This is a genomic window from Cellulomonas wangleii, from assembly GCF_018388445.1.
GTDB lineage: Bacteria > Actinomycetota > Actinomycetes > Actinomycetales > Cellulomonadaceae > Cellulomonas > Cellulomonas wangleii.
On sequence record NZ_CP074405.1, the window covers coordinates 1,092,013 to 1,106,050 of the forward strand.

Genomic DNA, 14,038 nt, shown 5'->3' on the forward strand with positions numbered 1-14,038 from the left:
GTGGATGTCCGGTCAGGTGTGCCTCGATGGCAGCGCCGGATGCCATGCCTTTCAGGAGGAACATTGAGGACGACACGCAGGTCAACGGCGGTCGTGGCGCTCGCCACGACGGCACTCGTGCTCGCGGCGTGCACGAGCCCCGAGGCGAGCGAGCCGGCCGCCAGCCCGTCGGCTGACGCGACCGAGGAGGCGAGCACCACCGCCAAGGAGGACCTCGGGATCACCGAGACCGCCGACGGTGAGATCTTCTACTCGGTCGGCCAGGACGAGTGGACCGGGTACAACGCGTTCACCGCGGACACCTACTCCACGTACAACTCGGCCGTGAGCGACCGCATCAACCCCGGTGGCTTCTTCTACTTCGGCACCGACGGCACCATCTACCCGAACGAGGAGTTCGGCTCCGCCGAGGTCGTCTCCGGCCTCGAGGGCGACGAGCCGCTCGTCATCGAGTACACGGTGAACGACGACGTCAAGTGGTCGGACGGCAACGCGATCGACTACGCCGACTTCCTCTTCGAGTGGGTGGCGCAGAACCCGGCGTGGCTGTCCCCGGACCCGAAGGCCCCGGTCTTCAACCACGTCTCGGGCACGGACTACACGCAGACCAACGTCCCGACCGGCCCGCAGGGTGAGGCCGGCGACATGACCTTCACGGTCGAGTACGCCGAGAAGTACCCGGACTGGAAGCTCGTCACGGGCGCCTACCTGCTCCCCGCGCACGTCGTCGCGGAGCAGATCGGCATCACCGAGGACGACCTCGTCGCCGCGATCAAGAACGAGGACGTCGAGACCGTCACCAAGGCGGCCGAGTTCTGGAACAACTGGCTCTCGCCGACGCCGGGTCAGCTCCCCGACCCCGCCATCGCGCCCTCGGGCGGCCCCTACCAGCTCATGGAGGGTGGCTGGACGGCCGGCCAGTCGATCACGCTCGAGGCGAACCCGAACTACTGGGGCACGCCCGCGGCGACCGACCGCCTCACGATCCGCTTCCTCGCGGCCGACGCGCACCTGCAGGCGCTCGCCAACGGTGACCTCAACGTCATCGAGCCGCAGGCGACGGTCGACACCGTCAGCCAGCTCGAGGGCCTCGGCGACCAGGTCAAGGTCCAGACGGGCCAGAACCTGACGTGGGAGCACCTCGACTACAACTTCAACAACGGCGTGTTCTCCGACGCCGAGGGCGGCCTGGCCGCTCGCGAGGCATTCGCCTACTGCGTCCCGCGGCAGCAGATCGTCGACACGCTGATCAAGCCCGTCGACGAGGGCGCGGTCGTCATGAACACGCGTGAGGTCTTCCCGTTCCAGGACGACTACGACGAGGTCGTCGAGGCGTCCTACGACGGCCGTTACGACGACGTCGACCTCGACGCCGCCAAGAAGAAGCTCGCCGAGGCCGGCGTGACGGAGCCCGTCACGGTCCGCATCGGCTACTCGGCGCCCAACCCGCGTCGTACCGAAGAGGTCGCCCTGATCAAGGCCAGCTGCGACCAGGCCGGCTTCGACGTCCAGGACGTCGGCTCGTCCGACTTCTTCTCCAACGCTCTGGTGAACGGTGACTACGAGGTCGCGCTCTTCGCGTGGGCCGGGTCGGGCCAGATCGCCTCGGGTCAGAACATCTACTCGACGGACTACCCGCAGAACTACGGCGGCTACTCCAACACGAAGGTCGACGAGGCGTGGTCCGCGCTGGCCGCCTCGCTGGACCCGGAGGTCCACCTCGAGCAGACGAAGGTGATCGAGAAGGAGCTGTGGGACACGCTCTACGGCATCCCGGTCTTCGCTCACCCGGGTGTGATTGCTCACACGTCGGACATCGACAACGTCCGGTTCACCGCGACCCAGAACGGCGCTCTGTGGAACGCCGACCAGTGGCAGCGGGCCAAGTGAGCCTGAACGGCCGCTGACGACGCCGCCGGCCCCGGCCGGCGCACGCAGCACGCACGGTGGGGCAGGGGTTACCCCCTGTCCCACCGTGCGCGCGTGAGCGCGTACGATTCGGCACCGTGATCCGTGGGCCCGGGTCCGCCGGACGCCATCAGGCGTCGGCCGGACGACCCCCCGAACCGGGCGATAGAAGGGTTCGAAGCGTTGACCAGATTCATACTGCGCCGCCTGGGTATCTCCGCCCTGGTGCTGCTCGGCGGCTCGGTGCTCATGTTCGTCCTCACGATCAACTCGGGCGACCCCCTGCAGGACCTGCGTGAGTCGAACGATCCCAACCGCGACAACCTCATCGCCCAGCGGATCACGACCATGGGCCTCGACCTCCCGTGGTACCAGCGGTACTGGCAGTGGCTGACCGGAGCCGCGGGATGCCTCGTCGGTCGTTGCGACCTCGGCACCAACCGCGCCGGCGTCGAGGTCAGCAGCATGCTCGAGAACGCCGCCAGCTCGACGCTGCGCCTGGTGGTGGGGGCGACGCTGCTCGCCATCGTCGCCGGTGTCTTCTTCGGCATCCTGACGGCGATCCGGCAGTACTCCGGCTTCGACTACGTCGTCACCTTCTTCGCCTTCCTCTTCTTCTCGCTCCCCGTCTTCTGGGCCGCCGTGCTGCTCAAGGAGTACGGCGCCATCCGGTTCAACGACTGGATCGCGGACCCCTCGGTGAGCACGTTGACCACCATCCTCATCGGGTTGGTCCTGGGCTTCGTCGTCCAGGCCGCGCTCGGCGGGGACCTGCGGCGTCGGCTCATGACGGGCGGCGGGACCGCCCTCTTCGTCGTCGTCGCCATCACCTACTTCGACGCCGTCGACTGGTGGCGACGACCCGCCCTCGGCCTGCCGGTCGTCGCGCTCGTCAGCATCGGCGCCGGCGCGCTCATGGTGGCCCTGACGAGCGGGTTCGGTAACCGCCGCGTCGTGCGGGCCGTGGGCGCGACCGTCGGGCTCGGGCTCGTGTCCTACCTCGCGTTCGGCGGCGTCCTCGCGGACCCGACCTGGCCCATCCTCTTCGGCCTGTACGCAGTCGCGGTCGTGATCGCCCTCGCGTGCGGCTGGTTCCTCGGGGGCTTCTCGCGGCGCACGGCGATGTGGGCCTCGTTCGTCACCGCCAGCGTCATGGCGGGCACGGTCGTCATGGACAAGGCGCTCGGCGCCTGGGCCGGCTACCTGCAGCTGCAGCCGCGGCCCATCTCCACGATCGGCTCGCAGACGCCGAACTTCGACGGCACGTTCTGGCAGGACTTCCTCGACAAGGGGACGCAGCTCATCCTGCCGACGGTCGTCCTCACGCTGATCTCCCTCGCGTCGTACACGCGGTACACCCGCGCGTCGATGCTCGAGGTGCTGGAGCAGGACTACGTGCGCACCGCGCGGGCCAAGGGCCTGAGCGAGCGTGAGGTCATCAGCCGTCACGCGTTCCGCAACGCGCTGATCCCGCTCACCACGATCGTCGCGTTCGACTTCGCCGGCCTGATCGGCGGCGCGGTCATCACCGAGGCCGTCTTCGGCTGGAAGGGCATGGGCGAGCTCTTCCGGACCGGCCTCACGCAGGTGGACCCCGGTCCCGTGATGGCGTTCTTCCTCGTCACAGGCGTCGCTGCCGTGGTCATGAACATGCTGGCCGACATCAGCTACGCCTTCCTCGACCCGCGGATCCGGCGGTGAGCCCCGTGAGCAGCGCGGCCCACCCCGTCCCCACCGCGACCGGAGCGCACCATGACTGACCCGAACTCGCACGAGGCCCACGAGGCCATCGTCCCCATGCCGGGCGGCCAGGGGGCCGACCCCGGCAGCCTGCAGCCCGTGACCCGGGTCGAGGACGACCTCGAGGGCGCCACGACCGACCGGTCCTACTCGCAGGGGCAGCTCGTGCTGCGCCGGTTCCTGCGGCACCGCGCGGCGATGATCTCCCTCGCGGTCCTCGTGTTCGTCACGGTGCTCGCGTTCACGTCCATCGGCGTGGGCCCGATCCCGGGGTGGTGGAAGTACAACTACCTGCAGCCGGTCGAGGTGATCAACGGCGGTCGCCCCACGCTCTCGCTGTGGCCCTTCCGGATCGGGGAGCACCCCTTCGGCCAGGACACGATCGGGCGCGACTGGTTCGCCATGGTCATGCGCGGCACGCAGCGCTCGCTCATCATCGCGTTCGTGGTCGGCATCGTCTCGACGCTCGTCGGTACGGCCGTCGGCGCACTCGCGGGCTACTACCGCGGGTGGGTCGAGGCCCTGCTCATGCGCATGACGGACCTGCTCATCGTGATCCCGCTGCTCGCGCTGGCCGCGGCGCTCGGCCAGATCTCGGGCGGCCGCAACATCTTCGTCCTGGCGATGGTGCTCGGGCTCGTGACCTGGACCGGTCTGGCGCGCCTCGTGCGCGGCGAGATCCTGTCGCTGCGCGAGCGCGAGTTCGTCTCGGCGGCCCGCGCGGTCGGCACGTCGCCGGCGCGCATCATCGTCAAGCACATCCTGCCGAACACGCTGGGCACGATCATCGTGGCGGCGACGCTGTCGATCGCGTCGGCGATCCTGCTGGAGACTTCGCTGTCCTACCTGGGCTTCGGCGTCAAGCCGCCGGACACCTCGCTGGGTCTCCTGATCTCCGACTACCAGAACGCGTTCACGTCGCGTCCGTGGCTGTTCTGGTGGCCCGGCATCTTCATCCTCGGCATCGCCCTCGCCGTCAACTTCATCGGTGACGGCCTGCGCGACGCGTTCGACCCGCGCCAGAACAGGAAGAAGGACTGATGACGGTCACCACCGATGCCGGCACCACGCCGAGCGACGACCGTGTCCTGAGCTTCGAGGGCCTCGACGTCCGGTTCAGCACCGAGTTCGGCTCCGTCCACGCCGTCAAGGGCATCTCGCTCGACGTGCGCCCGGGCGAGGTCGTCGCGCTCGTCGGCGAGTCGGGCTCCGGCAAGTCGGTCACGTCGATGACCGCACTGGGCCTCCTGCCGAAGAACGCCCGCGTCGGCGGGAACGTCGAGGTCGCGGGCAAGTCGGTCGGCTCGCTCGACAGCCGTGGCCTGCGGCGGCTGCGCGGCAACGACGTGGCGATGGTCTTCCAGGAGCCGATGACGGCACTGAACCCGGTGCTGACGATCGGCCTGCAGATGAGCGAGGCGCTCGAGCTGCACGGGATCGCCTACGGCCGCGCCGCACTCGACCGCGCGGTCGAGCTGCTGCGGATGGTGGGCATCCCGGAGCCGGAGCGACGGATCAAGCAGTACCCGCACGAGCTGTCGGGCGGTCAGCGGCAGCGCGTGGTCATCGCGCTCGCGATCAGCTGCAACCCGCGGGTGATCATCGCCGACGAGCCGACCACGGCCCTCGACGTCACCGTCCAGGCCGACATCCTCGACCTGCTGCGGTCCCTGAAGGACCAGCTCGACACCGGCATCCTGCTGATCACCCACAACATGGGTGTGGTGGCGGACATGGCCGACCGGGTGGCGGTCATGTTCAAGGGCGAGATCGTCGAGCGGGGGACCGTCGACGAGGTGCTCAACCGCCCGCAGCACCCGTACACCCGACGGCTCCTCGAGGCCGTGCCGCACCTGGGGCGCGGCCCCGGCCAGTTCGGGACGTCGCGGCACGCCGCGGAGTCCGTCGACACGACCAGCGCGCCCGCGCTCGAGGTCAAGAACGTCGTCATCGAGTACCAGCGCACCGGCAAGCCGCCGTTCCGTGCCGTCGACGACGTGTCGTTCGACGTCCGGCAGGGTGAGGTCGTCGGCCTCGTGGGGGAGTCCGGCTCGGGCAAGTCGACCCTCGGCCGGGCCGCGCTGGGACTCATCGAGCCCGCCGCCGGCGAGATCTCGCTGTTCGGCGACCGCTTCACGGGGATGAACGCCAAGGCCTCCAAGCGGCTGCGCCGGCGGATCGGCGTCATCTTCCAGGACCCGGCCGCGTCGCTGAACCCGCGCCTGCCGATCGGTGACGTCATCAGCGAGCCGATGATCGTGCACGGTGTCGGCGACCGTCGGTCGCGCCAGAAGACGGTGTACGAGCTGCTCGACGCCGTGCACCTGCCGCGCAGCGTCTTCAACCGGTACCCGCACGAGCTCTCCGGCGGTCAGCGCCAGCGGGTCTCCGTGGCCCGCGCGCTCACGCTCGAGCCGGAGCTCCTCGTCGCCGACGAGCCCACGTCCGCACTGGACGTGTCGGTGCAGGCCAGCGTGCTGGCGATGTTCACCGAGCTGCAGGAGCGGTACAAGTTCGCGTGCCTCTTCGTCTCGCACGACCTCGCGGTCGTGGACCTGCTGGCGCACCGGGTCGTGGTGCTGCGCGACGGGAAGATCGTCGAGCAGGGCGACCGCGAGCAGGTGCTCCAGCACCCGCGCGAGGAGTACACGCAGCGGCTGCTCGCCGCCGCGCCCGTGCCCGAGCCGGGCGAGCAGCGTCGGCGGCGCGAGGAGCGGCACCGCCTGCTGGAGAGCCTCGGTGACGAGGTCACCGCGCTGCAGGTCGACCCGGCGCGCGAGCACGGACCGCTCGACGACAGCACCCGCGAGTAGTCGGGCCCGCGGTAGGGGGTGCGTCCGTCCGGCCTGCTCCGGGCGGGCGCACGCGCGGGCGCGGGCGTGCTCACGCTGCTCGCGGAGACGTGACGGGCGCCGGCGGCGTCGTCCTGGCAGCGCTCGTGGTGCGCACGCGCCTCGACCCGGACGCCGCACGTCAGCGGGCGGGGCTCGCTCCGGTCTGTCGTGCGTCGTCCGCTGGCGCCCGTCTCGTCGGTGTCCCTCCTGGTCTCGTCCGTTCCCACCGGTCCGGACGGATTCGGGGCTCTTGTGGGGTCAAGTCCGCGCGTTCGGTCGCCGATGTCCCGGTGTGCGTGGCAGGGTCCCGTCCGGGCGGCGGGAGCGCCGCGGACGGTGCAGGAGGAGCACGGTGACGAGCAGGTGGACGAGGGTGCCGGCGGCATCGCGACGGACGGCGGCAGCCGTGGTGCTGCTGCTGGGGGCCACGACGGCGGCGTGCAGTGCCGACCCGGTGGACCCCGAGCGGGCCGGGACGGTGGTCGTCACCACGGACCTGCCCTTCGCCTCGCTCAACGGGGGCACGCCTGCGGGCCGCTCCCCGGGCAGCGTCCTGGTGCGCGGCCTGGTGCAGTCCGGGTTCACGACCCTCGGCCCGGACGGCTCCGTCACTCCCGACCCGACGTTCGGCACGGTGGAGAAGGTCGCCGACTCCCCGCTGACCGTGCGGTACACGGTCGCGCCCACGGCCACCTGGTCCGACGGCGTCCCCGTCACCCCGGCCGACCTGCTGCTGGAGTGGGCCGCCCGCAGCGGGCAGCTCGACGAGGTCGTGCCGGAGCTCGGTGGTGACGGCGAGCCGGTCGAGCCCGCGGACGACGTCGTCCTGTTCGGGGCGACGTCGGCCGCCCTGGTGCGGGCGTCGGCGGTGCCCGTGGTGGACGGTGCCACGCTCACCGTCGTGTACGACGTGCCGGTGGCGGACTGGCAGGTCGCGCTCGACGTGAACCTGCCCGCGCACGTCGTGGGCCGCCTCGCGCTCGACCCCGCGACGCCCGCGTTCCCGGCCCCGGCGCCGACCCCGACGCCGTCCGACGGCGCCGCACCGACGGGGGAGGGCACCACGTCGCAGCCCGCACCGTCCGCGTCGACGGCGAGCACTCCTGCGCAGGGCACCCCGACGCAGGGCACCCCGACGCAGGGCACCCCGACGCCGGGCACCCCGACGCCGGACGCCACGGCGGGCGAGGGCGGGGGAGAGGTGCCCGACACCTGGGCGCAGGCCGTCGCGACCGCCGTGCAGCAGCAGGACCGGGCCGCGCTGACGGCGATCTCCCGTGTGTGGCGGGCAGCCGGGCGCGCCGGTGACGTCGGGGCCGACCCGACGCTCACCACCACCACGGGCCCCTACGTGCTGACACGCGTCGACGCGGACGGTGTGGAGGTGGCGCGCAGCGCGGCGTACACGGGCGCCGCACCGGCGGCCTTCGACCGGGTCCGCGTCCGCACGGACCTCGACCCGCTGGCGCAGGTCGAGGCGCTCGCGTCGGACGACGTCGACGTCGTCGCACCGGTCAGCACGGCGGACGTGCTCGCCGGCGCGGAGGCGCTGGAGGACGTCGCGCTGCGCACGGGCGGCGACGCCGTGCTGCAGGTGGTGCTGCAGGAGGCGGGCGGCGGCGTGTTCGACCCCGCGGCGCACGCCGCGGACCCCGACCCGGCGGCCACCGCGGCCGCGCTGCGCCGCGGCTTCGTCGGGAGCGTGCCGCGCGCGGACGTCGCCGACGTCGCGGTCCGGCCCCTGTGGGCCCGGACGGAGCCCTCGGACGTGGTCGCCGCCCAGGTGGGCCCCACGGCGCCGACGGTCCGGGTGCCGGACGTGCCGGACGTGCCGGACGTGCCCGCGGACGGGGCGACGGCGGGCGGTGCGACGTCGGACGGTGCGCAGGACCCCCCGACGGTCCGGGTGCTGACGAACCGGTCCGACCCGGTCCGGGCGGCGGCGTTCGAGCTGCTGTCCGAGGCCGCGGCCGAGGCGGGCTACCGCGTCGTGGCGGTGGCGGCCGACGACCCGGCGCGCGCGCTGCGCACGCGGGCCGAGGACTGGGACGCGGCGCTCGTCCCCGTCGCGCAGGAGGAGCTGCCGGTCGCGGGCTTCGTCTCCCGGTGGCGCACCGGCGGCGCCACGAACGTCGGCGGGCACGCCGACCCCGCGCTGGACACGGCCCTGGACGCGCTGGCGGGGCAGCCGGACGCGCAGGCCGCGGCCGACGCGGTCCGCGCCGCCTCGCAGACGCTGCTGGACTCCGGCGCGGTGCTGCCCGTCGTGCGCACGCCCGTGCTCACCGTCGCCGCCGTGCGCGACCCCCAGGACGCCCGGGGGCTGCCCGTCGTGGCCGACGTGCCGCCCCTGACGCCCGCTGCGGCGGACCTCACATGGTGGTGGGACTGGACACGGCGGTAAGGTGGGACGCTGCGCCGACGCCCGGCGCACCCCCCAGCCCACTGAGATGAGTACCCGCATGCCCGCAACCGACCAGGCCACCGGCGCCGCCGTGCGCTCCGACCTGCGCAACGTCGCCATCGTCGCGCACGTCGACCACGGCAAGACGACCCTCGTCGACGCGATGCTCTGGCAGTCCGGCGCGTTCGGTGCGCACGACCACGTCGACGAGCGCGCGATGGACTCGGGTGACCTGGAGCGGGAGAAGGGCATCACGATCCTCGCGAAGAACACGGCGATCCGGTACTCCGGGCCTGCCGCCGCGAAGATCGGCCAGCCCGACGGTGTGACCATCAACGTCATCGACACCCCCGGCCACGCCGACTTCGGTGGCGAGGTCGAGCGCGGCCTGTCGATGGTCGACGGCGTCGTCCTGCTCGTCGACGCGTCCGAGGGCCCGCTCCCGCAGACCCGTTTCGTGCTGCGCAAGGCGCTCGCCGCCAAGCTGCCCGTGATCCTGCTCGTCAACAAGGTCGACCGCCCCGACGCGCGCATCGACGAGGTCGTCCACGAGGCGACCGACCTGCTGCTCGGCCTGGCGTCCGACCTCCACGAGGAGGTCCCGGACCTCGACCTCGACGCGATCCTCGACGTGCCGGTCGTCTACGCCGCCGCCAAGGTCGGCAGGGCGTCGCTCGTGCAGCCCGCCGACGGCGGGCTGCCGGACAGCCCGGACCTCGAGCCGCTGTTCGCGACGATCCTCGAGAAGATCCCGGCGCCGTCGTACGACCCCGAGGCGCCGCTGCAGGCGCACGTCACCAACCTCGACGCCTCGCCGTTCCTCGGCCGCCTCGCGCTGCTGCGCATCCACAACGGCACGCTGCGCAAGGGGCAGACGGTCGCGTGGGCGCGCCACGACGGCACGATGCAGAACGTGCGCGTCACCGAGCTGCTGGAGACCAAGGCGCTCGACCGTGTCCCGACCGACCAGGCCGGCCCGGGCGAGATCGTGGCCGTCGCCGGCATCGAGGACATCACCATCGGTGAGACCCTCACGGACCCCGACGACCCGCGGCCGCTGCCGCTCATCACGGTCGACGACCCCGCGATCTCGATGACCGTCGGCATCAACACCTCCCCGCTGGCCGGCAAGGGCGGCAAGGGCCACAAGGTCACCGCCCGCCAGGTCAAGGACCGCCTCGACCGCGAGCTCGTCGGCAACGTCTCGCTGCGCGTGCTGCCCACCGAGCGCCCCGACGCGTGGGAGGTGCAGGGCCGTGGCGAGCTCGCGCTGGCGATCCTCGTCGAGCAGATGCGCCGTGAGGGCTTCGAGCTCACCGTCGGCAAGCCGCAGGTCGTCACGAAGAAGGTCGACGGCCAGGTCATGGAGCCGACCGAGCGCATGACGATCGACGTCCCCGAGGAGTACCTCGGTGCCGTCACGCAGCTGCTCGCGCAGCGCAAGGGCCGCATGGAGACGATGAGCAACCACGGCACCGGCTGGGTGCGCATGGAGTTCGTCGTCCCGGCGCGCGGCCTCATCGGCTTCCGCACCCGGTTCCTCACCGACACGCGCGGCACCGGCATCGCGTCGTCCATCGCCGAGGGCTTCGAGCCGTGGGCCGGCCCGATCGAGACCCGTGTCAACGGCTCGCTCGTGGCCGACCGGTCGGGTGTCGCGACGCCGTTCGCGATGCTCAACCTCCAGGACCGCGGCACGTTCTTCGTCGAGCCGACCTCCGAGGTGTACGAGGGCATGGTCGTCGGCGAGAACGCGCGCAACGAGGACATGGACGTCAATATCACCAAGGAGAAGAAGCTCAACAACATCCGCTCCTCGACGTCGGAGTCCTTCGAGAACCTGGTGCCGCCGCGCAAGCTCACGCTCGAGGAGTCCCTCGAGTTCGCCCGCGAGGACGAGTGCGTCGAGGTGACGCCCGAGGTCGTGCGGATCCGCAAGGTCGTGCTCGACCAGACCGAGCGGGCCCGCCAGACCGCGCGCAACAAGCGCGCCTGACCCGCGGACGGTGGCACGAGCATGACCGGCGGACTCCTGGCGGTCCACGCGCACCCCGACGACGAGACGCTCGCGACCGGGGCGCTGCTCGCGACGTGGGCCGCCGCGGGGCGGCCCGTCACCGTCGTGACGGCGACGCGCGGGGAGCGCGGCGAGGTCATCGGCAGGCGCTGGGCCCACCTCGAGGGTGACGGCCCGGCGCTTGCCGCGCACCGCGAGGACGAGCTGGCCGCCGCGCTGAGTGCCCTGGGCGTGCGCGACCACGGGTTCCTCGACGAGGCCGTGGCCGCGGAGGTCCACTACGAGGACTCGGGCATGGCGTGGGTGGGGGTCGGTCGCGCCGCGGCGCCGGACGACGTCCCCGTCGACGCCTTCGCGTTCGCCTCCCTCGAGGAGGCCGCGGACGCGCTGGCGCGCCTGCTGCGCTCCCGCCGGCCGGCCGTCGTGGTGACCTACGAGCCCGGCGGCGGCTACGGGCACCCCGACCACGTCCGTGCGCACGAGGTCACGACGCTGGCGCTGCAGCTCGCTGCTCGCGAGGACGACACGTACTCGCCCGCCCACGTCGTCCCGGTGGTCCTGTGGTCCGTGGCCGGCCGCGTCGCCCTGCGGCGCGCGCAGGTCGCACTCGCCGGTGACGCCGTGCTGGCGGCCCTCGGCGCGACGATCGAGTCGCTCACGCTGCCGGACCCGTCCGCCGAGCCGCCCTCGATGGCCGTCCCGGACGACGAGGTCGACCTGCTCGTCGACGTCGCGCCCGTCCGGGACCGCGTCCTCGCAGCCCTGCGCGCGCACGCGACGCAGGTGCAGGCCGTGCGCCCGGTGGCCGGTGAGGACGCGCTGGTCGGCTGCTACGCGCTGAGCAACGCCGTGCTGGCGGCCGTGCCCGCCGAGGAGGCCTACCGTTACGCGACCGGCAGCCTGCGCGCCGAGGAGGCCGGGCTGACCTGGCCGGCCGGTGTGCGGCCGGTAACCTGACGCCGTGCAGCTGCCCACCGCCGCGACCCTCTGGCGCGCCGCCGCCTCGTTCGCCCTCGGGCTGGTCGCGGGGACGATCGGCACCGTCATGCACCGTGCCGTCCGCCCCTGGGGGCTCGTGCTGTGCGTGCTCCTCGTCCTCGTCATCGTGCTGATCGCCCGGGCCTGGTGCGGGTGGTTCGGCTACGGGGCGAGCGCGGGCGGCGCCCTCCTCGCGATCCAGGTGCTGGCCACGGGCGGACCCGGCGGGGACGTGCTCGTCCCGGCCGGCGACCTGTGGGGGTGGGGCTGGGTGGGCGGCGCCGTGCTCGCCGTGATCGTCGTCGGGCTCGTCCCCCGGCGCTGGGTCACGGACGACGGGCCGACCGCGCCGTGACCGACGCCGACGTCACGGCGGACGCCCTGCGGGTCGTCGCGGCCCGGCTGGCGGCGGGGGTCGCCGTGGTGGCCGCCCGTCGGCTGGGGGTGGAGCACGCGGCGACGGTCAGCTCGCTGACCTCGGTGTCGCTCGAGCCGCCCCTGGTGCTGTTCTGCGTGCACGTCGACGCCCGGTTGCGTGACGTCCTGGACGACGTCGACACCTGGGCGGTGTCGGTCCTGGCGGACGACCAGGGCGAGGTGGCGGACTGGCTCGCGTCGCCGGGCCGACCCGCGGTCGGCCAGCTCACGCGGGTGCCGCACCGACCCGGGCCGGTGTCGGGCGCGGCCTGGGTCGACGGTGCCGCCGCCTGGTTGGACTGCCGCACCGAGGCCGTGCACCGGGCGGGGGACCACGACGTCGTCGTCGGCCGCGTGCTCGCCGCCGCCCAGGGTGCCCCGGACGCCGGTGGTCTGGTCCACCTGCGGGGCCGGCTGCGCGGCCTCCGGTAGGTGCCGTCGCCTCGGCAGGTGGTGGTGCGCGCCGGGCGGGACAGGCGACCAGGGCCTCGGCGGGCACGCAGACCATCGACGTCCGCAACGCCGTCGACGTCTCCGAGCTCGGGCTGGACGCCTTCACGCACCCGGCCGAGGACTCGGCCCGCCTGGCCGCTGAGCCGTCCGCCATCCGCGTCGAGTTCCGCACCGCGTGACTGCCGAGCGCGCGACGACCGCCGTCTCGAGCGTCACGTCCAACGACTCGGCCGCGAAGGGTCGCGCGCGGGCGCATCAGATCGCGGTGGTGGCGTACGCGGCAGCGCGGCCTCACCACGTGCGACGACGAGCACGCCGTCGCCTCCCGCGGCGCCGTCGTCCGCGCCGCCGCCATCACCTGGCTGCGTGTGTGAGATCCCGTTCGTCCGGCGCGAGGTCGATCGCGACCTGCTCGCCGGTCCGGACGAACCCGAGGCGCTCGCCCACACGCAACGAGGCGACGTTGTCCTCTCGGCAGCGCCACTGCGGCACCAGGCCGACGCCGATCGCGTGCACAGCGGCTGCCATGGCGGCGCGGGCTCCGAGGCCCTTGCCCCGTGATGCTGCGGCGACAGCCACACCGACGTGGGCGAGCCCGCCACCCCAGACCTCGTACCCGGCTGCACCCGCCGGCCGACCGTCCTCGCCGAGGGCGATCCACCGCCGGTCCATGTCGAGCAGCCCGCTCTCGTCGCGCTCCTCGACGGAGCACCTCGACAGGACGGCCTCCACCTCAGCCTCCGAGGCAGTCCGGGCGGCGTCGGCCCCGACCGGGGCAAGTGTCGTGCGATCGGCGAACGCCAGCGACGCCACCCCGAACAAGCGCGGCGCCCACGGCTCCAACGCCCCGAGCAGCGAGCCGACGTGGAGCAGGTGCCCCGGTCCGAGGGACCTCAGCCGGGACAGCGCGCGCTCGGGCGCCGCAACCGCAACGGTCCGGCCGAGCCGGACCACCACCGCCGCCGTCAGGTCCGACCTGTCGACGAAGACCGGCTGGGACTCCCGGAAGACGGCCGGCGCCACTCCCAGCCGCTCGGCCCAGACGCGGTGCACAACCGTCTCGGTCACGGACTCAAGACCACTCGCCACCGAGCGAGTCTGCCAGCCGATCGCCGGGATCAGCCTTCTCGTGCTCGCCGTGGCCGGACACGCCCGAGGTCGCTCGGGGTGTGCGCGTCCCGGGAGGGTCCTGCGGACCGCGGGTGATGATCGGTCACGGAACGCGTCGGGACGCCGTGGCGTGCAGGTCGCGCCCCTAGAATCGCCACGCGCGCGTCGTGCGCGCGT

10 protein-coding genes are annotated in these 14,038 nt (G+C 72.8%); 9 read left to right on the forward strand and 1 reads right to left on the reverse strand.

What is annotated here, in order from left to right; genetic code table 11:
• The first annotated feature begins 93 nt into the window (after window positions 1-93).
• The 9 genes from KG103_RS05120 to KG103_RS05160 all read left to right on the forward strand — a co-directional run bounded on the left by KG103_RS05120 (window position 94) and on the right by KG103_RS05160 (window position 12,730).
• Window positions 94-1,890 carry an ABC transporter family substrate-binding protein gene (locus KG103_RS05120; protein WP_249670812.1) on the forward strand — a complete coding sequence of 599 codons (1,797 nt, stop codon included), beginning with the start codon at window positions 94-96 and terminating at the stop codon, window positions 1,888-1,890.
• Window positions 1,891-2,091: 201 nt separating this feature from the next.
• The gene (locus KG103_RS05125; protein ID WP_207341596.1) at window positions 2,092-3,609 is read left to right on the forward strand and encodes an ABC transporter permease; all 1,518 of its coding nucleotides are present in this window, start codon (window positions 2,092-2,094) and stop codon (window positions 3,607-3,609) included.
• Between the two features lie 51 nt (window positions 3,610-3,660).
• Entirely contained in the window at window positions 3,661-4,689 is a 1,029-nt protein-coding gene (locus tag KG103_RS05130; protein WP_242635914.1) for an ABC transporter permease, read from the forward strand.
• Window positions 4,689-6,461: an ABC transporter ATP-binding protein gene (locus KG103_RS05135; protein ID WP_207341597.1), complete on the forward strand. Its 1,773-nt coding sequence runs from the start codon at window positions 4,689-4,691 to the stop codon at window positions 6,459-6,461. Before KG103_RS05130 ends, KG103_RS05135 begins: the two co-directional genes overlap by 1 nt.
• A gap of 373 nt (window positions 6,462-6,834) precedes the next feature.
• Window positions 6,835-8,886 carry an ABC transporter substrate-binding protein gene (locus tag KG103_RS05140; protein WP_207341598.1) on the forward strand — a complete coding sequence of 684 codons (2,052 nt, stop codon included), beginning with the start codon at window positions 6,835-6,837 and terminating at the stop codon, window positions 8,884-8,886.
• 58 nt (window positions 8,887-8,944) lie between these two features.
• Window positions 8,945-10,882 (forward strand): translational GTPase TypA, encoded by a 1,938-nt coding sequence (gene typA, locus KG103_RS05145; RefSeq protein ID WP_207341599.1) that lies wholly within the window; start codon window positions 8,945-8,947, stop codon window positions 10,880-10,882.
• Window positions 10,883-10,903: 21 nt separating this feature from the next.
• Entirely contained in the window at window positions 10,904-11,860 is a 957-nt protein-coding gene (locus KG103_RS05150; RefSeq protein WP_207341600.1) for a PIG-L family deacetylase, read from the forward strand.
• 4 nt (window positions 11,861-11,864) lie between these two features.
• A complete protein-coding gene (locus KG103_RS05155; protein WP_207341601.1) occupies window positions 11,865-12,236 on the forward strand; it encodes a hypothetical protein in 372 nt (123 codons plus the stop codon).
• The gene (locus KG103_RS05160) at window positions 12,233-12,730 is read left to right on the forward strand and encodes a flavin reductase family protein (protein WP_207341602.1); all 498 of its coding nucleotides are present in this window, start codon (window positions 12,233-12,235) and stop codon (window positions 12,728-12,730) included. The genes KG103_RS05155 and KG103_RS05160 overlap by 4 nt, the downstream gene beginning before the upstream one ends.
• A gap of 375 nt (window positions 12,731-13,105) precedes the next feature.
• Here KG103_RS05160 and KG103_RS05165 read toward each other — a convergent pair whose 3' ends face one another.
• Complete coding sequence (locus KG103_RS05165; RefSeq protein WP_207341603.1) at window positions 13,106-13,819, reverse strand: GNAT family N-acetyltransferase; 714 nt, start codon at window positions 13,817-13,819, stop codon at window positions 13,106-13,108.
• Window positions 13,820-14,038: the final 219 nt, after the last annotated feature.